Below are 21,282 nucleotides of genomic sequence, written 5' to 3'. Positions count from 1 at the left end.
TGAAAGTCTCTTCCCTCTTGCCTCTTGCCTTGCCATAAGGATAAATTTTAACGCCTACCTACTTAATAACTGTAAGGATTTTTAGGTTGAGGAATTTTTTTAATAGTGTTGGCTTTGATTGTTAATTGACGTTTTTCGGCGACTGTTTGTGTGGTCATTTGTCCTTCTATTTCTAACCATGTATCAGGCGGATACTGTTGCCGTGTTCCAGATATTTGCACTGGTAATCCTATGGGATAAGCATCTGCGGCACAACAACTGAGCACAAATCTGGCTAAAAATATATATTCTTCACTGACGTTAGGTTGATGAATCACAAATCCCTGGACTTTTGCCTTTTGCCCTGTGTATGCGTCCGGTTCAGGATAGACGTTCAGTGTGCGTACCCAGTCTACAAGCGATCGCTCTTCTGGGCGCACTGTAGCCCGAAATGCTTGGGGTTGAGCGCGGCTAGCACCAGTTAGTTCAGTGACACCCCGATCTAGGGCTGTTTGACTAGCAAAGACACGGGGTGTAATCATTAACCCTAAAATTGCCGTTGTTAGTAGTAAAAAACTGCCCCAACCAGGGGGAAATAAGTTAATATGCCCAGGATTAGATATTGGGGGACGGTGACGGTTTTTCCACAGTTGCAATCCTTTAGAGAAACCAATGATTAATAAAGCTATTCCAGCGAGAACTACTAACCAAAAGAAGTCCGGGTGAATTAATAAGTAGAGTTTGCCTGTTAGCCAATATTTCAACATGAGAATACCCCAAGCTGTAATGGCTAATACATCTAGCCAAGGGGTAAGTTTATTTGGGGCTTTAGTTTGGGAATTGAGCATTTTCGGGTATCACAGATGATAGAGGCAGGGGGCAGGGAGTAGATGAACAGAAATTATTGACTAAGTAGGTTGGTGTTGAAAATTGTCGTTATGGCAAGGCAAAAGGCACTCATGCAAGAGGCAAGAGTGAAGAGGGTTTGGTCGATTTTACATTTCTTTACACAGTTTGGTTTTATTGTGTTCACCTACTTACCTTTTTCTTAATCTTCAGTTACTATATTCTCACTTTCCCCAAGTTTAAACCCTATACCTCACACCCCACATTTCCGAGATCAAGGGGAAAATTCTGATAGAAATGGGACTGAATCTCAATTAGATCACGTGTAGATTCAGAAATAAGGTGAATAAGAGCGTCAATTGTCCAGCTAAGAAAAATAGATAGATCAGAGCTTTGGGCTTAAAAATTGATAGCATCAAACCAATACCTTTAATATCAATCATCGGTCCAAATACTAAAAATGCTAACAATGACCCGCTAGTAAAAGTGGAAGCAAAAGATAGGGCAAAGAAGGCATCAACTGTAGAGCATATTGATACAACTGCTGCTAATACTAACATGGCTAAAATCGAGCTAATTGGGCCAGCCCCAAGACTAAGAATCAAATCACGGGGGGCTAAAACTTGGGTAGCGGCAGCGATCGCACTTCCTAATACCATGACTCCGCCTAATTCCCGGAGTTCTTGGACAATATTATCTAAGAGGGAGCGGAGTTTCTCTGATAAGGGTTTACTGAGGTTAGAAATTGCCGCAACTTCACTGTAATTATTGTCTATGCGTTGTGATGCTCCTGTTCTGCCGCCGAGGATATATGTTCCCGATTGCAATAAACTCGGTGTATTAGTTTGGGGTTGTAATTGAGATTTTTGTCCCCTACGGTTTGTTTTTGGTGGTGCTGGGGGGTTAAATTTGAGATAACGGGCGATCGCTGGCTGGAGAAAAGGAACTAAATCTGGTTGAAAACTGAAGATAAAACCGATAATAGTCGCAATAGCCAGGGAAAATACCACTCTGAACACTACTATTTCCGGTTGATCACGGAATGCGCTCCAAGTTGACCAAATTACAATGGGGTTAATGGTTGGTGCTGCTAATAAAAAGCCAATTGCTACTGGTGTGGGTACTCCCTGCATCAATAACCGTCGTGCCACAGGCACATTACCGCACTCACAAACTGGAAATAAAAAGCCGATCATACTGCCAAATAAAGCCCCCAATAGGGGATTTCTGGGCATTTTCTCCACCAATTTACTTTCATCAACAAATAGTAGTAATAGACTGGATAAGAACACACCCAGCAGTAAAAATGGCATCGCCTCCACTAGTAGACTGAGAAATATTGTAAAACCGTTGTTCAGTTGATTCATGGGCGTTGTATTCAACAGCAGTTCTGAGTTTTAGGGTTTTGTTTTGTCATTCTATGCGATCGCTCATCCTAGAGTAACCTTATGGGGATCATTAATTAAACTCTTAAAATTAAACCTCATTATAGTTAGGAAATTATAGCAGTCCCCAATAACTTGTGAAAAAATTGCTTCTCTTTTCTCTAGCACTGATAAATTTACAACTGAGAACGGCTAGATAAATCATTATACATATCTGCAAAAAAATACAGAGACATTCCATGGAACGTCTCTACAAGGATGCATGGATCAAACATATTTAATTTTTTAATTTTCATGAAATCTCATAATTTTGCCAAAGAGTATAGCATTGCGCTTGACCCTGATGTTTAGTTGGGGGGAAGACAAGCCGAATTAAACCCGTAGGCTTCTGACCACTTTTCAACTGTACCCTTACCAATAGGGATAATTTTAGTATCACCATTAGCAAAGGTTAAACGCATACGTATTTCTTTTTGGGGTGCATTTTTCAACAAATTAGCAGCCGTGCTATCAATAGCAAAGCTTGTATCTGTCATATACCAAGTGCTGGAACGTTTAGAGTTTTGAGTCCCAGTATACGTATAATCACCCTTGAATCGTCTGACTTTGGTGCTTTCGCTGCGAGATAGTTCCAGAATCTGATTATTAAGTCCTAGTTGTATAGTTTTAGGAACTAATTCTTCAAATTCCGCTTGACCGTTGTTAGGTGATGATTGGATAACCATTTTCACAAAACACCCCTCTATTTTACTACCCCAGAAAGAAACAACTACAAATCTACCGGGAAAAGGACTAGAAAATGGACCAGTCCCAGTAATAAAGCTGCTAAAGTCACTTGTCCCTTCACCGTGCCGATCTATGACAACTTTCCCTAGTGTGGCATCAACAAGTGTATCTTTGATATTGGCTACTTGGCTAAATGGAAACCCACTGCCAGCCCAATAAATGCCCTTATCTGTATTAAGTTTATCTTCCTCAATAGTAGTTTGAGCGATCGCTCTTCCTTGCCATCCATTTAAGAATCCTGTGATTACTAATGCAGTCGAAAAACTACTTAAATACTTTTTCCACATGATAATTCCCTCATCAATTTTTTTAACAGCTATAACCGGGGCAAACATTTACTGGCTGGGTTGGTGCTATATATTTAGGAGGTCTTACGGGAACACTATTAGTTGGTGATACTGGTTTAGGCGGCAGTATAGGTGGATTTACACCCCCTGTAGGCGGTTTCCGCCCGGTTAGAGAGTAAAAGATGTTAATAGGAATTGCCGCATTAAATCCTGTTTTTTGCTGCGTGGATGTTCCGGTTTCCTGTTGTCCAATTCCTGGCTTTTTCCCAGGTGTGACTGCTGGTTTTACTCCTTCTCTTGTTTCCTGTTGTCCAATTCCTGGCTTTTTCACGGGTGTGATTGGTTTTCGTCTGACTCTTGTTTCTGACTGACCAGAATCATTGTCATCTCCGCCATCTGCATCTGCCAGTCCGTGAATACCGATAACTCTACCATAAATATCAAATACAGGTCCCCCACTATTACCAATAAAGGTAGTGGCATTGTATACCAATCTGTAACCGTTATCCGCTCCAGGATTGAAAGTGACTACCTTACCTGGTGTGACAGTATATGTTCTATTCCTGCCTTTATTACGAAAAATACTGGGAAATCCGGTTACTGTAATCTCTGCCCCAATTTTTACATCTTCGGAATTCCCTAAAGCCGCGACGGGATAATTTTCCGGGGATTCAAAAGTAACTATGGCTAAATCTGGGTCATTCTCATTTTTCTGTAATATTTGACGGTCTTTAATGGGATAATCTTTGCCATTGTGAGTACGAATTGTGTAGGTAATATCTGTGGAACAAATAACTGTTTTGCGTCCCTGTATCGCATCACAGACAACATGATTAGCTGTTAAAACCGTGTAAATTTTTCCTTGCTTATCAATAATTACACCTGAACCTCCGGGCGGGATAATATTATTATTAATTTGTACTGTAGTTTGTTCGGCAGTGTCCTCAATTTTTCCCGCATTTGCGGGCATTGATGTGGCAATAAATACAAACATTGTCACCGCAACTGAAAAAATAGAAGAATTATTCTTCAGTATTGGGTTAAGTAGATTCATACTCACATATAAATAACCTGCATTGACATGGTATCATACTTAGTTAGTAGAATCAATGTATTTAGGCAAGGAATTTACTGTCTATCTTATAGGGGTTTTTATATAAGCGCTCATAGGTTCTTTAATAAAGCGGATGTAAAGATGCCTAAAGGTAGAGTTAATCACACGGGGCATGGCAAAATCTATGGGCATTAACTTGTCCGGTAATTGCCAATCTGTAATTTGTAATAAATCGGGGGATAAATTTGGAAAGTGAATATCACTTAATTCTGGACATATTCCCAATCGTTGTGAAGCTGCAACCGTGGGAACTTGTGCCGGTGCAACTTGAAGAACTTCTAAGATTGCTCTATCTAAAGCAAATACATGACTTGATGCTGCTAAAATTTCTAAATTCCGAGGTTCTCCGCCACTTGGTCCATTACCTTCATGACCAATAATTCCATCTAAAATTGTTAAAGTTGGATTAATTGCTCTGGCAGTTTCTACTAACATTTCTCCAAATTTGTCAGCATCTTTGCCAGCTTCCATGTGCCACCAAGCTTTCATTTTCCCAGGCACACAGCCAAAGAGATTTTTTACTCCTAAAGTTAGAGTTAATTGCATATGAGATTTCACTTTAGGAAGATTAATAATCACATCTGCTTCCATTGCCTCTTGAGATAAAAGCAAGTGATTAAAATTATCGTTTACCGTTTGATAACGTTTACCATGAAATTCCACCAGTGGTAACTTCAGTTCTTCCAAAATTGGTAATAACCCATTGGCTATAGCCACACCTTTAGCACTACCAAAAGCAGGACTATCTCCTAAAAATGGGTTGCCACCAACGGCAATTACCATTTCAGCAACGGCACGGACTAATTCGGGACGGGTGGTACATTCTTTTGTCGGCCGAGAACCAGTGAGTAGGTTGGGTTTGAGTAAAACGCGGTTTCCTGGTTTCACAAAAGCAGCCATACCTCCTAAAGGTTCTAGGAGTGTTTCCAAGGATTCTTTTAAAGCTTCCTGTTCGTAGGATTTAGCCCGAATCAGACTCACAGATAGTTGTTGTGTTTGCATGGAAAATAATTGGGTTATATTACATTCAGCATTAATACTGTATCAAAAATTGAACTATAGTAGAAAACTTCTTGAGACCTCGACAAAGATGAAATCTAGAAAATGAGCTAAACCCCTACAGATCCTGGTTATTTGTTATTTCGCAAAAGTTTATATCCCACCCGTGTTTAGTATACCTGTCTTAACCAATCAATAATTTCACTATTAATAATATCTGGAACTTCATCATGGGGACAATGGCCAGCACCGGGAATCGGAACAACTTTAATATGTTGACCATTTTCTCGCGCTGCTGTATAGATATTCGCTCCCGTGATTGGTGTCCAAGGATCTTCTGCACCCCAAATTACTAATAACGGAAATTCTAACTTAGGTAATAATTCCTCTGGACTAGGTCCAGGAGGTGCAGTAAGAATAGAAGCAAAAACTTGTCGCGCTCCTGGGTCACAAGATGGGTTATAAAGTAAATCTACAAGTTCATCGGTCACGGCAGTGCGATCGCTATATACTTGATACAAAGTTCGGCGAATTTGCGATTTTTGACGAATGCGATTAAAAACAAATTTACCTGTAACTGGGTTAGCCACCAATTTGTTAAAAGTTGCCATGACAAATCGCAACACAGGATTCAATTCATGGGGACGGTGACTCAAACCACCAGCAGAGTTAATTAAAACCCCTCCCGCCGCAATTTCTGGATATTCTGTTAAAACAATTAAACTTAAAAGAGCGCCAATAGAATTACCAATAAATATTGCTGGAGTTTGAATATGTGTATGACAAAAATCCTTTAATAATTCCGCCCACACATCCATGCTGTAATCTATGATCGCTTTATCAGAACCACCAAATCCCAACAAATCTAAAGCAAACACCTGATAACCAGCAGCAGCCAAAACTGGAATATTTTTACGCCAATGACCAATGGAAGCACCAAAGCCGTGAATTAGTACCAAAGGCTGTCCTGTACCCATCACAGTATATTGAATTTGGTAATTTCTCCAAATCCAAACCTGTTTTTCTAATGGTTGTAAATGCTCGGTTGTAATTGTCATTTTTCAAGCAAAAAAAAGATATTAACCGGGGAAAAACGACACTAATTCGTGAATGGAGAATAGGAGACTCGAACCCCTGGCCTCTGCGGTGCGATCGCAGCACTCTACCAACTGAGCTAATTCCCCTTGAAAGTGCCAAGAAACTGCCGACTTTGACATACATATCATATCTTAGCACTCAGGAACAATAGATTTCACATCTTTTTCCGAAAAAACTTCCTGTACCCGTTGTAAATCCAAATCAATCAGATAATCAATCGTCCAATTCGCTTGACGTTGCAGCATATGGAAAGGGTAAGTATTTGCCACTCCCACCACTTGCATTTGAGCGCGTTTAGCTGCCTGTATACCCATTGGAGTATGTTCAATCACCAAACACTCATCAGGTTGGAGATATAATTCTGGATATGCTTGATTTAGCCTGTCCACGGCCAGCAAATAACCTTCCGGGTTAGGTTTATTGCTGCTGATATCATCCCCCGACACAATCACAGAAAAGTATTCAGCTAATTGAGTAGATGTCAATACCATTCCTATCTCTAGGGATAAAGCATCACTAACCAACGCCATTTTCAGATGACGGGAACGAATCTGAAAAATCACATCTTCAATTCCCGAATACAAAGGCAATTTTTCCAGCTTCTCCAATTCCAGCACATAAGCTTGAGCTTTGCGGGTGAGTAACTGCATCATATAAGCTTCCGTCACCACCCTACCACGACTTTTCAATAGATTTTGCAGATACGCGCGAGAGCCTATCCCTAAAAAAGCTTGACGTTCCTGCACCCGTTGAAGTTGAAGATTTTCCTGGACAAGAATCTCATCTATCAATTGGATATGGATTGATCCATCTTTAATAATGACACCATTAAAATCAAATAAAACTGCCTTTAAACTCATAGTGCAAGCTGGAAACAATCCTCCAGATGATTATTTATCAAGGTAAATTAGCGGAATACATTTAAGATTAACCCATTTTTGAAGATATCGGTTGACAATGTGATAATTTATGTAGTATCTCTGTAGCATAAAAGAATTGTCTCTATTGAGACCTATAAACGAAGCCAGTTTTACTCGGTGACTCCTGACTTGGTGACTTCTAAATTTTGCTGTAAGTTAACCGCCCCAAATTATCTTCGATATATGTTTCTTAATGTACAGTTAGATTATAATGAATTTGTATATAGTAAGCATGACTTATCAAAAAGACAGACATAGATATAGGACTCCGGTTTGATTCCTGAATTTTTCCTTACATATTTAGTTTCTTGCCATTCACCTACTTAGATGATTAATCTTTCTTTGCTGAAATGTATTTAAGTTTTGATACACATTTTTAACTTTATGCGAATCATACATATATTAAATCATGTCCAGGAAATCGGTAATGGTATTGTTAATGTAGCTGTGGATTTAGCTTGTTTACAATCCCAATTTGGCGATGATGTAGCGGTAATTTCAGCGGGAGGGGGATACGAAAAATTATTAAATCAATTTGGTGTTAAACATTACGAAATTAACCAAAATCGCCAGCCAATAACAATGATGAAAGCGGCGATCGCTTATCGGAAAATTGTGCAGGAATTTCAACCAGATATAGTTCATGCTCACATGATGACTGGTGTGGTGTTAGCGCGGGCTTTGAGATGGGAAAATAGATATATTTTAGTGGCTACTGTCCATAATGAATTTCAACCTAGTAGCCTATTGATGGGTTTGGCAGACCGAGTTATTGCTGTTAGTAAGGCGGTCAAAAATTCGATGGTACAACGGGGAATCCCCGAACAAAAATTACGGGTAATTTGTAATGGGACATTGGGTAGTCCGCGGACTCGGAAAATATCCGATTATCAACCTTTAAGTTTACAAAGTCCGGCGATCGCTACCGTAGCAGGAATGTATAAACGAAAGGGCATCACTGAGTTAATCGCGGCTTTTGAAGAAATTGCCCAGGATTTTCCCGCAGTACATTTATATCTGGTGGGAAATGGTCCAGATAAACAAATATTTGAGTCGCAAGCCCAAGCAACGGCTGTGAGTCATCGGATTCACTTTGAAGGGTTTCAGCCTGAACCCCAACGTTATTTACTAGCCTGTGATATTTTTGTCTTGGCTTCCCACCGTGATCCTTGTCCCTTGGTGCTTTCGGAAGCGAGGGAAGCAGGGTTAGCGATTGTGGCTACAAAGGTGGACGGGATTCCAGAGGCGTTAGATAATGGCAACGCGGGGATCTTAGTGCCAGTCCAGGATAGTCATCAATTGGCTCAGGCATTGGTAAAATTATTGAGTGATGCAAATACACTTCAGGAATGGAAACAGCGATCGCAGGACAATCTAGAATGGTTAAATGTTGCCCGTGTACACCAAGAAACATTAGCTGTATATGAAGAAGTAGGTTTTCAGGAAGGTTTTTCTCCATCTACTCAACCTGATTAATACTAGTTTCAGTTAAATTAAGAATCGAAATATTCAGCTACAATAGGACGATAATAAATTACAAAAAATCCTCACAACAGGGAGTTAGAGTTATGGTGGCTACTCCAATCTCGACTGCTCCACAACTATCAACAATAGTAATCTCTTGGGAAACATTACCCGAAGATTTTATCCTAGAAGAAGAACCTGTGGAAAATACTGCACAACCATTAATTGCTGGGGCATTACGAGAAAGTCTAGAACTAAGTGGATACATTCAACCCACCATGCTGATAGCCGCTAATTTGGGTATTTGTGCTACAATGGATGGCAAACTAGTTATTAAAGCCCCAGATTGGTTTTTCGTGCAGACAGTTTTACCCTTGTCTGGGACAACAGATAGACGCAGTTATACACCTCATCTGGAAGGAGAAATTCCCCGCATTGTCATGGAATTTTGCTCAGATACAGACGGGAAAGAATACTCAGCTAGACGCGCCTTCCCCCCCGGAAAATGGTTTTTTTATGAACAAATTCTCCAAGTCCCTACCTATGTAATTTTTGACCCCCTGACGGCTGAATTAGAAGTTCATCAAATCGAGTCAGGACAGTATAAATTACAGCCAATAGACGAGAATAATCGCTACTGGATTACAGACATGGGATTATTTTTAGGATTGTGGGAAGGAGAAAAAGAGGGGCGCATAGGTTACTGGCTAAGATGGTGGGATCAAGCAGGTAATCTGTTACCTTGGGCAGTCGAGAAGGTAGAACAAGAAAGCCAACGGGCTGAACAGGAACGCCAACGGGCTGAACAAGAAAGTCAACGCGCTGAACAAGAAAGCCAACGGGCTGAACAGGAACGCCAACGGGCTGAACAAGAAAGTCAACGCGCTGAACAAGAAAGTCAACGGGCTGAACAGGAACGCCAACGGGCTAAAAGATTGGCAGAACAATTACGCGCACTGGGTATTGATCCAATTGATTAAATGTGCGGTTTCTAAAATTTTTGTAGAGATGTTTTATGGAACGTCTCTACATTTTGTGATTAAATTGTAAAACCTGTAGGGTTTCCCCGCCCTCAATTGTATTGTATCCGAACGATATATAATCAATCCCAATTGGCAAACTCATCACTAATATTGTGAAGTATAGCAGTGATTTGAGTGCGTCGGGTTTCAAAATTAGCAGCAATGTAAATTAACAAAATACCAACTAATAAACCAACAATCCATTTTAAAAAAGAATAACTCAGACTAAAAATTACTAATTGGTAAATGCTAGTAATTAAAAAAGTACCTGTACCAACATAAAGAAAAGCACGGACTTTTAAACCTAAGCCAGCAAAAATAGTAATCAGACTAAAAACACCGGGGATAAAAGGCAGATTTTGATAAAACAAAATTGTCCAACCACAAATTAAACCACTTCCTAACATTCGTAAACTGTGACGCAGGGGTTTTACTGTTGATAATTTAAGTTGTTCATCCACCTCAGCGATATATAGTAAAGATAATCCAATTGGTGTAACATACCAAAGATAATTTCTCAGATTTAAGTCATTAAACCAAGTAAATAATGCCCAATCAATTAATATTAAGCTGATGTATGTAAGCCGGATTTGTGTAGCAGCTTTTGCTAAAAAGACGTAGTAAGCAGCAACGATAATTAAAGTAATAGGAGAAGTTTGTAATCCTGTTGTTCCTAAAATAATTAATGGGAGAACATAAGCCGTGCGTTGCCAAGGTGTTTTTGACCAACCTAATCTTTGCCAATGTAGGATATATAGGAAGTAGGCAAATAGGCAGGATATCGCCCCATGCCAAGGTAATAACGGCTCAAATATTAATCTCCATATTGGTAAATTTTGTAAATAAATACCAATTATTCCTACTTCTATTAAACCTAAATAAACCCAGATTTCTTGATTTGTTTCTTCAGAATTTTCCCTACCTTGCCAAATCGCATAGCGAACTAAAAATAATCCAGTTCCTAAGACAATAGAAGAGTTAATTTGGATGGGTAAAGTCATAGCTGATAGGAATAAAATACTACTCCAACCCCAATGGAGATGGGCAATGTTTTTTAATTCTCTTGGAGTTAAACAAAGATAACTAATCAGCCAAGGTGTGAGAATACGATAGGCGTACATAATGCTAGTACCAAGGGCTGACATGGCAATTAACCCATCACCTAAAACCCCACCGCTAGATAGGGACATTTGATAAAATAGGAGTTCGTAGGCGGAAATTGATACGCCGATAATGCCAAAATAAAGTAGAGGTTTAAATGCTTCCCTGCGTCTTCCGACTCCAATCAAAATTAAGGCTACACCCAAAGAACAAAAACCTGTAAAGTTAGCAAAAATATTTAACCGGAGAATGACGCTAAATGCACCATAAATGAGGGGAAGAATATTAAAACTATTAGGTAATGTTTGTAATTGATGTTTGCGTCGCCACCATTCCCCAAATAGCTGAGTTGTTAATCCTAGAATAATGTTACCTATGGCGATTCTCATCATTGAATGTTCGCCAAATCCTAATATTTCTGCTGTTAATAATTCTAAACACCAACCAATACCATAAAATGCTGCTTCCTGCGACTGTCCCCAACTGCGATAGAGAATTGCCCCTAAAATTATGGCTGTGGTAATAACATAGAAATATTCTGTTTTGAGAATACCTTGATAAATTAAGCTGGAGTGGAGAGTTAGGGCTGATAATTCCATTGTACATAATGCGATCGCCCATTTATCACTTGCGGCTGCATAAATTATCGCTAATTCTGTACCTTTGCGTAAAAGTACACCACGCCATAGCCATAAACTCAGTATTGTTAATGCAGTAACAACAAACCAACCTGATACTGTTAGTTTAATTAAACCAAATATACCTTCTCCTAATAATATTGCGAGGAAACTTAACCCAAAACCAATAATTGTTCCTGCATATATTTGGTTTCTTAAATAGCGAGTATTGACTAACATTACCACTATACCCACACCCAAACCAATTAATCTAATTCTTGGTAATGGTAAAGTTAATAATTGAGAAACACCCACAGCTAAGACACTTAAAAAACTGTTAGTAGTGCGATATGGTTCAGTGGTACGAATAGCTAAACCTGTCAATGCTAAAGGTGTAACTAACCAAATTATTCCCCAAAAATTTGGGTTTTGCCAATTACCAGTCCAATAATTTTGAGCATTCACCCAAAATAAATAAAAACTCAGTGCAGCTAATACTAAACCAATATACCATGCACTCCGTCGCCAGATACCCTCACCAAGGCTAAACACCCATTCAGCTATCATGATAACTAAGATAATACCAGCCCAAATTTCATGATTTAAACTTGGTAAAAACCAATTAATACTAGAAATCAGCGTCAATATTCCCATACTATGAGTCAAGTATATCAAAGTAGGAGAAAAAACTGCCCGGCGTTGGATAAATGTGGCTAAAGTAATCGTAGATAATAAAAAGTTGACTGTTCTTAATGTGGGATTTACTAAGCTAATTATTGTTAAACAAATTCCTAAAAATAAAGTAAGATATTCTCCAAAATTTGCTAGTTCTTGTTTTTCTTGATGATGTAACTTATTTGTTATCCATAACATCAAAATGATATAAGGAAATAAAGCAATACTTAATAATGCCCAAGGTTCATTTTGAGAATTTGTTAAATGAGTAACAGTGCTAATTACTAATCTTTGTAATTCATTAGGTACTAACCGCCACCCTAGCCAAATTGTTTGTAAACCAATTAAGAAAATAGCTAAAAAATCCAGTTGTAAATTATATCTCTGTAACCGAATATTAACAAACCACAAACTTAAGCCACTCAATATAATAGCTTGTGCTGGTTGAGTAATGACTGAAACTAACCAACCTAATAAAAGTAAACTTCCTCCTAATTTTTCCCAAAGTTCAGAAGAATGTTTAGAGAAATCTTTTTCTGATAACCAAATTATCAAACCACCGCAAATACCAATCGCTAAACCTAACTCTGTAATATTAACACCAGCTATAAAAATAGCCCTTGTGAGTAACGTTAATAACGCATAAATCAGGAAAGTAAAATATAAACTAATTCCCCATTGTGGCGTTTCTGTATTTGAACTTCCTGCCGATTGGGTTAATTGATCATGAACAGTAATAGCTGTTGTTCCTATCATTGCTAAATAAACAGCAATTAGGGGAAAACCTGTTAATTTCCAACCCCAATGTAAATAACTCAAACCGATAATATTAGCTAAAGGTAATTTACCACTGGGAAAATGACTAATAATATTCCTGTTTTGGCAAAGTTGATTAGTAATGAATGTCAGGATTAGGGATGCAATCCCCATAACAACTAAGTTTAATGGATTTTGCCACAAACTAAAGCTATCCATTGCCCAAAAATTGATAGGCACTAATAACAGTGTGACTATTAATAATGTCTGTGCAGTTAGCCTTAAATTGCTTTGTTCACCTGCCCACAATGTAAAACCACAAAAACTCAAAGTATAAGCAAATAAAACCCCATACTGTCCAACTGCTGGGAATTTTTCCCACTGACTTGCAGCGAGAACACCAGAAGAAAGCACTACTAAAAACACACCCAAAAACAGCAACCACCGCACACTTAATTCTTCACCCAAAGATTGCAACATTAAACTTACAAAACTAGGCTTTTTAGGCACTTTTGTAATGGGTGGTAAAGTCGCAACCAAGGGTCTTTGTGGAGGTGTGTGAGGGGTGAAAATTACTTCTGGTTCAGATTCAGTCTCAGGAGTAAATACTACGGTGCAAATGAGATATTGACGAGCTAATTGTTTAACTTGATCATCGGATATTAAACCGAGTTGTAGAAAGTTATCTAGTCCTATTAATAAGTGAGGATGATTAGATGGTAGTTTAACTGGGATTTTCTGCGATGGTTCAAAAGGTGATGTCATAATCTGCAACCCTGTAAGTATATATCAAAATCGTCTATTTCGATGATTAATCAAATATTCCACTCACATTAGGAAAAGCCAAGATTGATAAATTTTGATTTTCACCAATCAAGTTGATTTTACTATTATTACAACAACAGTGCAGAAATTAGGTTTTAAAATTATGAATTTTCTTAAAGATATTGTTTCAAAACTTAAACTGTAGAGTGGGGAAAACAAGAGCCAATGCTTGATTAATAATTATTGGTAATTCATCATAGGAAACATGATCATGTTCACTATAGGGATATTACTGTCTCATGAGATTGATTTTCTCCATGTTTATGACGAAGATGTAGGATAAGTTCTATATCAAGTCGCTTGAGAAAAATGAGGAGTTTTCCCTCGCTAAACCGTTGAAACTCTCCTTTCATAAGATGGCATACTTCTGGTTGGGTAATGCCAAGAATTTGACCAATTTCACGTTGTTTCAGGTTACGTTTTTCCAGAAGTCGGAGTACCTGAATCCCGATTTTACCCCGTGTAAATAGTTCTTCTGCATCTTCTAAATCAAGATCAGCAAATACGTTACCACTGCTTTCTTCAAAAATTGGTTCTTGTGTCATGGTGATTGTTCTCTTGCTAGTGCATCTTTATAGCGTTGTTTAATCAATTCAATGTCACTTTGTGGAGTTTGAATACCTTTTTTTGATTTCTTCTGGAAAGCGTGCAATACATAAACTCTTTCCCCAATCTTTACGGCGTAAACTGCTCTATAAGTATCAGTATCATAACGTTTCACGATTTCATATACACCGCTTCCAATACCTTTAAAAGGCTTGGCTGTTAAAGGTGTTTCTCCAGCTTGCACTAATTGTAATGCTCAAAGATATTCTTTTAAAACCTCAACTGTAGCCAGTCCAGTTTTTTCCCAACTAAATTGATTATGGTGAAAAGCGTTTAGGAAACCGCAGCGGTATCATATCAAATGCTGTAACAACAAACCGACAATTAGTATATAAAGGTGCTTCGGGAATAGGGGAAAATAAAAGTTGGGATTTGAGGTTTTGATAGATTTTTGGTAGTTGGAATTGTGTCCACAATAAACGGCGTAAATGTCCTTTCAAACCTTGTTCTGAGGTTAGGTTAGTAGGAGTTTAATAGCAGTTATAGTTAGGGAAAGATTGGGAAGTTAAAAGTATTGGCTCAAGTTTTTGTAAATGAGGTAAAAGATTCAGAGCGTAGGTAGTTGTACCTGTAGGTTTGGTAAGTAAGAATGAAAGATTAGTGAGTAATTGCATTTCTCATTTTTAGCGCATAGGATGTTACAAACCCCCTCTTACTGCACTGCATAAGGTGTAAATTGCCGTTTAAAAGCAGAATGAAAACCAAGGACAATATCTGAATTTGGTACACCCATTTGCACTAATCTTTCAGCTATAGATTCTTCGGTGCCGTTGTACTGAATCCAAATTTTGCCGTCTTCAATATCAAAGTGCATCACTGGTCCAAACACTCGTTTATCGCCTTGCCATCCGATATAATTGAGTTGATAATGGTCATGTTCCCTATCAAATATTAGTTGTGCTTTGACTGGATCATTTGTGGTACAAATCTGGGCGTGTTCTGTTAAAATTTGTGTGATAAATTGTCTATACTTTTCTATTTTATCCATTGTCGAACTTCCTCCTGTTTGGGATCATAAATCATCAGCTTGACTTGATATCGCTGTAGCATTCGTTGAATAAATGGAAGTTGAAAAAAGTCATAATAAGTCTCAAAAGGGATGGCTAGGTAAACAATTCGGTTTGGTTCTTGTTCTTCAAGTGCTTGGCTATAGTTAAGATATTGACCTAATGCTGTATGGAAACTACTGATATCTGAATCTCCAATAAAGCTTTTAATTTCTACAGCAATTTTTTCTGAGTCCCTTTCTGCGGCTATAGTAGTTTCTGCTGCTAAATCAATTTGGAGTTTGACTGCTTCACTAATGCGAATGGTTAAGGGGTCATGGGTAATATTCCATCCTTCTTTTATTAAAGCATTTTTTACCTGTTGATGGAAAACATCTTTTGCCATTGTTTTTGTGTGAATATGAGTTAAAATTATCTGTATTTCAAGATTTAGTTTTCTTTCTTCTCCTAGTTCATCATAATTTTATTATATCATTTGAAGGTGAGAAGTGATCCTGACAGAAGAATTTTGTTCAAATAATTCTATATAACTTTTATTTGCTTTTTTATTATAAAGATTATAGAGACGTAAGCGTAAAGGATTAGACATCACGAGTTAACTCAACTGAAGCATAGAGTATATCATCTTCAGTTTCTAAGGAATTTAACCACTTTTGATCTATATTTTGGGCAATTCTTTGTTGAGCGAGGTTGTATTGGTGATGCAATAAAACTCTTGTAATTTCTTGACTAATTTCTTGCCACTGTGCTTCAGAAGCAACCCCATTTAACTGTAAGAGTGCTGACCAAGCATTATGAGGTAACATAGCTCCTAGCTTGATTGCAGCACTGGCTATTTGGGATGTTGAGCGATTTTCCATTTGTGATAATGCACTAATTTGCTCTGCTGTTTCTATATCTAGGTCTGCTGAGATGGTTTTTTCTGTCATTGCTCTATTTTTCTCATGAGTTCTATAAAATTATAACTTTTAAAAAACGGTAATTAGTCTTTGAAGATATTGACAACCGATGTATAGAAAGTGATTGTGAGTAGAGAAATTAAGGAAATAAGCATGATCAAATAAAGGACATTTGAAGAACAAGAATATCCCCGACTTCTTTAATAAGTCGGGGATCTGCTACGATCAAAGATATTGTTTTAAAACTTCAACTGTAGCTTTTCCAGTTTTTTCCCAACTAAATTGATTTGCTCTTTTTAGACCTTTTTCTGAAAGTTGTTTTCTCAGTTCTGAATCATTAATAATTGCTTGCATTGCTGCTGTAATCTCCCTTGCATCATAGGGATTAATTAAAATAGCAGCATCTCCCGCAACTTCTGGAAGTGAGGAAATATTAGAAGTAATAACTGGTGTACCACAAGCCATAGCTTCTAAAACCGGTAAACCAAATCCTTCCCACAGAGTGGGGAAAACAAGTGCTAATGCTTGATTAACAATTATTGGTAATTCGTCATAGGAAACATAGTTAAGGAATTTAACCAGATGACTTATTCCTAATTCTTGAGTTTGTGTTTCTAATAATGGAGAGTACCCTTGATCATAGGGTCTAGCTAACCATAGTTCATAATCATTTTTGTGAAGTAATGCGGAAAAAGCGGTAATTAGTCTATTGAATATCCATCCAGTTTTTTGCCTCAGCAAAGCGACTTAAATGTTTGACATTTGTAGTTGCTATCACAACATAGCGACCAGGAAACTCTTCTTTAAGTTTTTGCCAATGACTACAGATAATAATATCAATATCCAAACTTTTATTATCTGCTGTTGGTATTCCTTGACTGCGAGCAGAAGCCCAAAGTGTAGATGCTTCTTTTAATAATTCTGAAGTTACAGGCAGGAAAGAAATAATTTCTTGAAGTTCATCTAAATTCTGAATACTAGATGATTTAGGTTTATTTTGAGAGATTAAGATTAAACTTCTTCTAATTTCGTAATCACATAATTCAGAAGAACAAATATACACTCCACGAGCAAGCAAAGCATAAAGCCATTCTTCACAATCTTTAGCTGCATCCATTTTATAGGGATTTGTGAGAAGTCCTAGCACACCTGAATCAATAAATACTATCATAATTCTGAATATAATTTTTGTCCTAGTGGTCTTTGTGAATCAACTATTTTTTTTAATTCTTCAAAAAACTCTTGTTGCTGTAATGATTCTTCATCGGACATATTTTTATGTTGTGCAATACGTTCTGCTAAAATTGACATTGCTTTTTGATTTTTTTGAAGTTGTTCTTGTTGATTCCATGTTGATTTATGGGTGCTAGTTGGGGTATTTTGATCTAGTTTTGATTGCAAAATTATTTTCAGATTTTGAGCATCTGATGGTTCTAAGTTGATGGGATGAGGATATCCTTCTAAGATCAGTTGATAATCACTATCAATATTATTGTTATTGGGAATTAGGGCAATAAATCGGGTGATGTTGAAGATTTTACCGCTGGGAAGTTCTATGGAGGTGTTCATGGGTTTCTCCTTGGTTTTACTAATCATTAAATAGTTCTTTAATCTTATCATGGATATTTTCAAAATTCAAATCAAAATAGCCTGTTACTTTACCAGGGTTTTTTGAGTCATTGCTATGTTTTTTTGATGAGTTATCTAAAAATAATAACTTTTAACTTTTGATTCTAAGTAGGTTAGTATTGAAAATCGTCGTTATGGCAAGGCAAGAGGCAATCATGCAAGAGTGAAGAGGGCTTGGGCGATTTTACTTTTCTTTACACAGATTGGTTTTATTGTGTTCACCTACTTGCAGCGATATTACTGTCTCATGAGATTGATTTTCTCCATGTTTATGACGAAGATGTAGGATGAGTTCTATATCAAGTCGCTTGAGAAAAATGAGGAGTTTTCCCTCGCTAAACCGTTGAAACTCTCCTTTCATAAGATGGCATACTTCTGGTTGGGGAATGCCAAGAATTTGACCAATTTCACGTTGTTTCAGGTTACGTTTTTTCAGAAGCCGGAGTACCTGAATCCCGATTTTACCCCGTGTAAATAGTTCTTCTGCATCTTCTAAATCAAGATCAGCATATACGTTACCACTGCTTTCTTCAAAAATTGGTTCTTGTGTCATGGTGATTGTTCTCTTGCTAGTGCATCTTTATAGCGTTGTTTAATCAATTCAATGTCACTTTGTGAAGTTTGAATACCTTTTTTTGATTTCTTCTGGAAAGCGTGCAATACATAAACTCTTTCCCCAATCTTTACGGCGTAAACTGCTCTATAAGTATCAGTATCATAACGTTTCACAATTTCATATACACCGCTTCCAATACCTTTAAAAGGCTTGGCTGTTAAAGGTATTTCTCCAGCTTGCACTAATTGTAATGCTCAAAGATATTCTTTTAAAACCTCAACTGTAGCCACTCCAGTTTTTTCCCAACTAAATTGATTTGCTCTTTTTAGACCTTTTTCTGAAAGTTGTTTTCTCAGTTCTGAATCATTAATAATTGCTTGCATTGCTGCTGTAATCTCCCTCGCATCATAGGGATTAATTAAAATAGCAGCATCTCCCGCAACTTCTGGAAGTGAGGAAATATTAGAAGTAATAACTGGTGTACCACAAGCCATTGCTTCTAAAACTGGTAAACCAAATCCTTCCCACAGAGTAGGGAAAACAAGTGCTAATGCTTGATTAATAATTATTGGTAATTCGTCATAGGAAACATAGTTAAGGAATTTAACAAGATGACTTATTCCCAATTCTTGAGTTTGTGCTTCTAATAATGGAGAGTAACGTTGATCATAGGGTCCTGCTAACCATAATTCATAATCATTTTTGTGAGGTAATGCGGAAAAAGCGGTAATTAGTCTTTGGAGGTTTTTGTAAGGGTCTTGACGACCAATATATAGGAAGTAATTGCGGGTAGGAAGGTTCAGGAATTGGAAATGTGAGTTATCTCCCGCCAAGAGAATTGGTGTAATTTTATTACTAGGAATTTGGTGAAATTGAATGATATCATTCGCTGTTGATTCTGATATACAAATAATATGTTCTGCTCGTTGAAAAACTTCAGGAGTATAGTATTTATGATATGTCGTCAATGGTGAAAAGCGTTTAGGAAACCGCAGCGGTATCATATCAAATGCTGTAACAATAAACCGACAATTAGTATATAAAGGTGCTTCAGGAATAGGCGAAAATAAAAGTTGCGATTTGAGGTTTTGATAGATTTGGGGGAGTTGAAATTGTGTCCACAATAAACGGCGTAAATGTCCTTTTGTACCTTGTTCTGAGGTTAAATTTGGTGGTACTGAGTAATGATTATAGTTATTAATAGGTTGTGAAATGAGTAGTATCGGGTTCAGTGGTTGTATATATGGAAATAGATTGCTTGCATAAGTGCTTATGCCAGTAGGTTGAGGAGTGAGAAAAGAGAGATTGATTAGAAGTGGAGACAGCACAGTTCAATCCTATATTTATAGTTACAATATATTGTCTCCTATAGACAGTACGGAGATCAACTGTTTAGCTGATTCATGCCATGAAAATGGAGTATAATCATTTTTAATGAAATTTACTAACTGATTGTAGAAATGATCTGACTCGACCAATTTTTTTAAAGCTTGATAAAGTTGTGTTGGTTCAGTTGGTTCAAAGTATAAGCAGAAATCCCCCCCTACTTCTGGCAGAGAACCACCATTGCTTGAAATTACAGGTTTGCTGTGTTGCAGTGCTTCTACAACTGGTAATCCAAACCCTTCATAAAATGAGGCTTGAACCAAACAGTAACAATTTTTGTAGAGAAGATTTAGTTGAGAATCTGTTACTGAATCTAAAATGTGTATTCGCTTTTCATACAGTTTATTTTTTCCAATTAAAACATCAGTATCTTTGTGCCATCCTCGATTTCCTGCAAATACTAAATGTATATTGTCATTAGATATTGTTAATAAATCAAAGGCAGCGACAATAGTTTTAATATTTTTATGAGGAACTAAGCTACCAACTACTAGAATATATTTTTGATTAAGTAGTGATGCAATCTTATAATTATCAATATCATCATCTTGATTTTCTAACTGTTTATCTTTAGAGTAGTCAGATCCAAGTCTAAAACTATCAACAACCTGATTTTTATGATTGCTAGGTAATATCCCTTCTTTCTTGGCCTTTATATAATCTTCTGCACTTTGACGAGATATACATATCACTTTATCAAAACAATCAGAATACTGATAGTAAAATTTCCTAAAACATTTAACAAAATCTTTTGAACAAAATTCTGGAAACTTAATCGGGATCAAATCATAACATATTGATACTATAGTAACTTTATGTTTTTTTAGATTTTGCAAAAAGTCATGATAGGATAGAGGTAAATCCCAATTAGCATCAGCAATGAGATAAATATCTTTTGATGAAAATTTAATACCTGCAAATTCTGATTTCTGTTTTATTGGATTACTAATAATTAAATAACTAGGTAATATTTTTTTTAATTTATTTTCGGCTTTACGTATATATAAACTTAACTGTTTAGCTATTTTTTTTATCAGAATTATCTCTTTTATCTCTTGGGTAGAATTATTTGCATTTTGTTCATCAAGATAAATTACTTTAGTTATAAAATTCCCATCAAATTTAACTGGTATTACTTCTAGACTCGGGTTGCTTACAGCTATCTTAAGTAACTCTGATGTTATTTGACGCACAACTCGATGAATACCAGTGTTTTTATAAGTATAATTAGCTGTATGGGTGCAATCTATGAAAATCCTCATTAATTCTCCTAAATTTTTGAAATTTTACGATTATAGAAACTTTAAATTCATTCAAGAAATATT

The 21,282-nt window shown here is 37.0% G+C and carries 20 protein-coding genes, 1 tRNA gene and 3 pseudogenes; 2 read left to right on the top strand and 22 right to left on the bottom strand.

Annotated elements, in window-relative coordinates; genetic code table 11:
- Positions 1 to 62: 62 nt before the first annotated feature.
- The 8 genes from IQ226_RS08425 to IQ226_RS08390 form a co-directional block, all read right to left on the bottom strand.
- The gene (locus IQ226_RS08425) at positions 63 to 827 is read right to left on the bottom strand and encodes a TIGR03943 family protein (RefSeq protein ID WP_193894470.1); all 765 of its coding nucleotides are present in this window, start codon (positions 825 to 827) and stop codon (positions 63 to 65) included.
- Positions 828 to 1,139: 312 nt separating this feature from the next.
- Positions 1,140 to 2,192: a permease gene (locus tag IQ226_RS08420; protein WP_193894468.1), complete on the bottom strand. Its 1,053-nt coding sequence runs from the start codon at positions 2,190 to 2,192 to the stop codon at positions 1,140 to 1,142.
- A 365-nt stretch (positions 2,193 to 2,557) separates the two neighbouring features.
- Positions 2,558 to 3,283, bottom strand: coding sequence for a hypothetical protein (locus IQ226_RS08415; RefSeq protein ID WP_193894466.1), 726 nt, complete (start codon positions 3,281 to 3,283; stop codon positions 2,558 to 2,560).
- A gap of 22 nt (positions 3,284 to 3,305) precedes the next feature.
- Complete coding sequence (locus IQ226_RS08410) at positions 3,306 to 4,337, bottom strand: serine protease (protein ID WP_228039320.1); 1,032 nt, start codon at positions 4,335 to 4,337, stop codon at positions 3,306 to 3,308.
- A gap of 81 nt (positions 4,338 to 4,418) precedes the next feature.
- The gene (locus IQ226_RS08405) at positions 4,419 to 5,399 is read right to left on the bottom strand and encodes a DUF362 domain-containing protein (RefSeq protein ID WP_193894464.1); all 981 of its coding nucleotides are present in this window, start codon (positions 5,397 to 5,399) and stop codon (positions 4,419 to 4,421) included.
- A gap of 167 nt (positions 5,400 to 5,566) precedes the next feature.
- On the bottom strand, positions 5,567 to 6,454 hold the full coding sequence (locus tag IQ226_RS08400; RefSeq protein ID WP_193894462.1) for an alpha/beta fold hydrolase: 888 nt from the start codon (positions 6,452 to 6,454) through the stop codon (positions 5,567 to 5,569).
- Between the two features lie 53 nt (positions 6,455 to 6,507).
- Positions 6,508 to 6,580 (bottom strand) — tRNA-Ala (locus IQ226_RS08395).
- A gap of 45 nt (positions 6,581 to 6,625) precedes the next feature.
- Entirely contained in the window at positions 6,626 to 7,354 is a 729-nt protein-coding gene (locus IQ226_RS08390; protein WP_193894460.1) for an HAD family phosphatase, read from the bottom strand.
- Between the two features lie 444 nt (positions 7,355 to 7,798).
- On the opposite strand from IQ226_RS08390, the gene IQ226_RS08385 reads away from it, so the two are divergent.
- On the top strand, positions 7,799 to 8,890 hold the full coding sequence (locus tag IQ226_RS08385; RefSeq protein WP_193894458.1) for a glycosyltransferase: 1,092 nt from the start codon (positions 7,799 to 7,801) through the stop codon (positions 8,888 to 8,890).
- 92 nt (positions 8,891 to 8,982) lie between these two features.
- The gene (locus tag IQ226_RS08380; protein ID WP_193894456.1) at positions 8,983 to 9,858 is read left to right on the top strand and encodes a Uma2 family endonuclease; all 876 of its coding nucleotides are present in this window, start codon (positions 8,983 to 8,985) and stop codon (positions 9,856 to 9,858) included.
- A 122-nt stretch (positions 9,859 to 9,980) separates the two neighbouring features.
- On the opposite strand, the gene IQ226_RS08375 is transcribed toward IQ226_RS08380, so the two are convergent.
- The 14 genes and pseudogenes from IQ226_RS08375 to IQ226_RS08310 form a co-directional block, all read right to left on the bottom strand.
- Complete coding sequence (locus IQ226_RS08375) at positions 9,981 to 13,814, bottom strand: DUF2157 domain-containing protein (protein WP_193894454.1); 3,834 nt, start codon at positions 13,812 to 13,814, stop codon at positions 9,981 to 9,983.
- Positions 13,815 to 14,092: 278 nt separating this feature from the next.
- Positions 14,093 to 14,419, bottom strand: coding sequence for a helix-turn-helix domain-containing protein (locus tag IQ226_RS08370; RefSeq protein ID WP_193894452.1), 327 nt, complete (start codon positions 14,417 to 14,419; stop codon positions 14,093 to 14,095).
- Positions 14,416 to 14,676 (bottom strand): annotated as a pseudogene (locus IQ226_RS08365) (type II toxin-antitoxin system RelE/ParE family toxin); the annotation flags it as partial. The gene IQ226_RS08370 and the pseudogene IQ226_RS08365, both read right to left, overlap by 4 nt.
- 64 nt (positions 14,677 to 14,740) lie before the next feature.
- Positions 14,741 to 15,094: pseudogene (locus tag IQ226_RS08360) on the bottom strand (glycosyltransferase family 1 protein); the annotation flags it as partial.
- Between the two features lie 38 nt (positions 15,095 to 15,132).
- Entirely contained in the window at positions 15,133 to 15,468 is a 336-nt protein-coding gene (locus IQ226_RS08355) for a XisI protein (RefSeq protein ID WP_027404140.1), read from the bottom strand.
- Positions 15,456 to 15,872 carry a XisH family protein gene (locus tag IQ226_RS08350; RefSeq protein WP_027404141.1) on the bottom strand — a complete coding sequence of 139 codons (417 nt, stop codon included), beginning with the start codon at positions 15,870 to 15,872 and terminating at the stop codon, positions 15,456 to 15,458. The genes IQ226_RS08355 and IQ226_RS08350 overlap by 13 nt, the downstream gene beginning before the upstream one ends.
- A gap of 196 nt (positions 15,873 to 16,068) precedes the next feature.
- Entirely contained in the window at positions 16,069 to 16,416 is a 348-nt protein-coding gene (locus tag IQ226_RS08345; RefSeq protein ID WP_193894448.1) for a hypothetical protein, read from the bottom strand.
- Positions 16,417 to 16,611: 195 nt separating this feature from the next.
- Positions 16,612 to 17,094 (bottom strand): annotated as a pseudogene (locus IQ226_RS08340) (glycosyltransferase family 4 protein); the annotation flags it as partial.
- Positions 17,093 to 17,557, bottom strand: a complete 465-nt coding sequence (locus IQ226_RS08335; protein ID WP_193894446.1) for a type II toxin-antitoxin system VapC family toxin — start codon at positions 17,555 to 17,557, stop codon at positions 17,093 to 17,095. The pseudogene IQ226_RS08340 and the gene IQ226_RS08335, both read right to left, overlap by 2 nt.
- Positions 17,554 to 17,955: a hypothetical protein gene (locus IQ226_RS08330; protein ID WP_193894444.1), complete on the bottom strand. Its 402-nt coding sequence runs from the start codon at positions 17,953 to 17,955 to the stop codon at positions 17,554 to 17,556. Before IQ226_RS08330 ends, IQ226_RS08335 begins: the two co-directional genes overlap by 4 nt.
- A gap of 244 nt (positions 17,956 to 18,199) precedes the next feature.
- Complete coding sequence (locus IQ226_RS08325) at positions 18,200 to 18,568, bottom strand: helix-turn-helix domain-containing protein (RefSeq protein ID WP_193894442.1); 369 nt, start codon at positions 18,566 to 18,568, stop codon at positions 18,200 to 18,202.
- Positions 18,565 to 18,813: a type II toxin-antitoxin system RelE/ParE family toxin gene (locus IQ226_RS08320; protein ID WP_193894440.1), complete on the bottom strand. Its 249-nt coding sequence runs from the start codon at positions 18,811 to 18,813 to the stop codon at positions 18,565 to 18,567. The genes IQ226_RS08325 and IQ226_RS08320 overlap by 4 nt, the downstream gene beginning before the upstream one ends.
- Positions 18,814 to 18,825: 12 nt before the next feature.
- Complete coding sequence (locus IQ226_RS08315) at positions 18,826 to 19,899, bottom strand: glycosyltransferase family 1 protein (RefSeq protein WP_193894438.1); 1,074 nt, start codon at positions 19,897 to 19,899, stop codon at positions 18,826 to 18,828.
- A 21-nt stretch (positions 19,900 to 19,920) separates the two neighbouring features.
- Positions 19,921 to 21,219, bottom strand: a complete 1,299-nt coding sequence (locus IQ226_RS08310) for a glycosyltransferase family 1 protein (protein ID WP_193894436.1) — start codon at positions 21,217 to 21,219, stop codon at positions 19,921 to 19,923.
- Between the last annotated feature and the right edge of the window lie 63 nt (positions 21,220 to 21,282).

The sequence above is a fragment of the Dolichospermum sp. LEGE 00240 genome (assembly GCF_015207875.1).
Lineage (GTDB): Bacteria > Cyanobacteriota > Cyanobacteriia > Cyanobacteriales > Nostocaceae > Dolichospermum > Dolichospermum gracile.
Note: the sequence above shows the minus strand (reverse complement) of the source record. Positions and strands in the feature narration are given on the sequence as shown.

Bases quoted from the DNA above. Each gene is read 5' to 3' on its own strand.
- IQ226_RS08425 (WP_193894470.1), bottom strand. From the start codon at position 827: ATGCTCAATTCCCAAACTAAAGCCCCAAATAAACTTACCCCTTGGCTA.
- IQ226_RS08420 (WP_193894468.1), bottom strand. From the start codon at position 2,192: ATGAATCAACTGAACAACGGTTTTACAATATTTCTCAGTCTACTAGTG.
- IQ226_RS08415 (WP_193894466.1), bottom strand. From the start codon at position 3,283: ATGTGGAAAAAGTATTTAAGTAGTTTTTCGACTGCATTAGTAATCACA.
- IQ226_RS08410 (WP_228039320.1), bottom strand. From the start codon at position 4,337: ATGAATCTACTTAACCCAATACTGAAGAATAATTCTTCTATTTTTTCA.
- IQ226_RS08405 (WP_193894464.1), bottom strand. From the start codon at position 5,399: ATGCAAACACAACAACTATCTGTGAGTCTGATTCGGGCTAAATCCTAC.
- IQ226_RS08400 (WP_193894462.1), bottom strand. From the start codon at position 6,454: ATGACAATTACAACCGAGCATTTACAACCATTAGAAAAACAGGTTTGG.
- IQ226_RS08390 (WP_193894460.1), bottom strand. From the start codon at position 7,354: ATGAGTTTAAAGGCAGTTTTATTTGATTTTAATGGTGTCATTATTAAA.
- IQ226_RS08385 (WP_193894458.1), top strand. From the start codon at position 7,799: ATGCGAATCATACATATATTAAATCATGTCCAGGAAATCGGTAATGGT.
- IQ226_RS08380 (WP_193894456.1), top strand. From the start codon at position 8,983: ATGGTGGCTACTCCAATCTCGACTGCTCCACAACTATCAACAATAGTA.
- IQ226_RS08375 (WP_193894454.1), bottom strand. From the start codon at position 13,814: ATGACATCACCTTTTGAACCATCGCAGAAAATCCCAGTTAAACTACCA.
- IQ226_RS08370 (WP_193894452.1), bottom strand. From the start codon at position 14,419: ATGACACAAGAACCAATTTTTGAAGAAAGCAGTGGTAACGTATTTGCT.
- IQ226_RS08355 (WP_027404140.1), bottom strand. From the start codon at position 15,468: ATGGATAAAATAGAAAAGTATAGACAATTTATCACACAAATTTTAACA.
- IQ226_RS08350 (WP_027404141.1), bottom strand. From the start codon at position 15,872: ATGGCAAAAGATGTTTTCCATCAACAGGTAAAAAATGCTTTAATAAAA.
- IQ226_RS08345 (WP_193894448.1), bottom strand. From the start codon at position 16,416: ATGACAGAAAAAACCATCTCAGCAGACCTAGATATAGAAACAGCAGAG.
- IQ226_RS08335 (WP_193894446.1), bottom strand. From the start codon at position 17,557: ATGATAGTATTTATTGATTCAGGTGTGCTAGGACTTCTCACAAATCCC.
- IQ226_RS08330 (WP_193894444.1), bottom strand. From the start codon at position 17,955: ATGAACACCTCCATAGAACTTCCCAGCGGTAAAATCTTCAACATCACC.
- IQ226_RS08325 (WP_193894442.1), bottom strand. From the start codon at position 18,568: ATGACACAAGAACCAATTTTTGAAGAAAGCAGTGGTAACGTATATGCT.
- IQ226_RS08310 (WP_193894436.1), bottom strand. From the start codon at position 21,219: ATGAGGATTTTCATAGATTGCACCCATACAGCTAATTATACTTATAAA.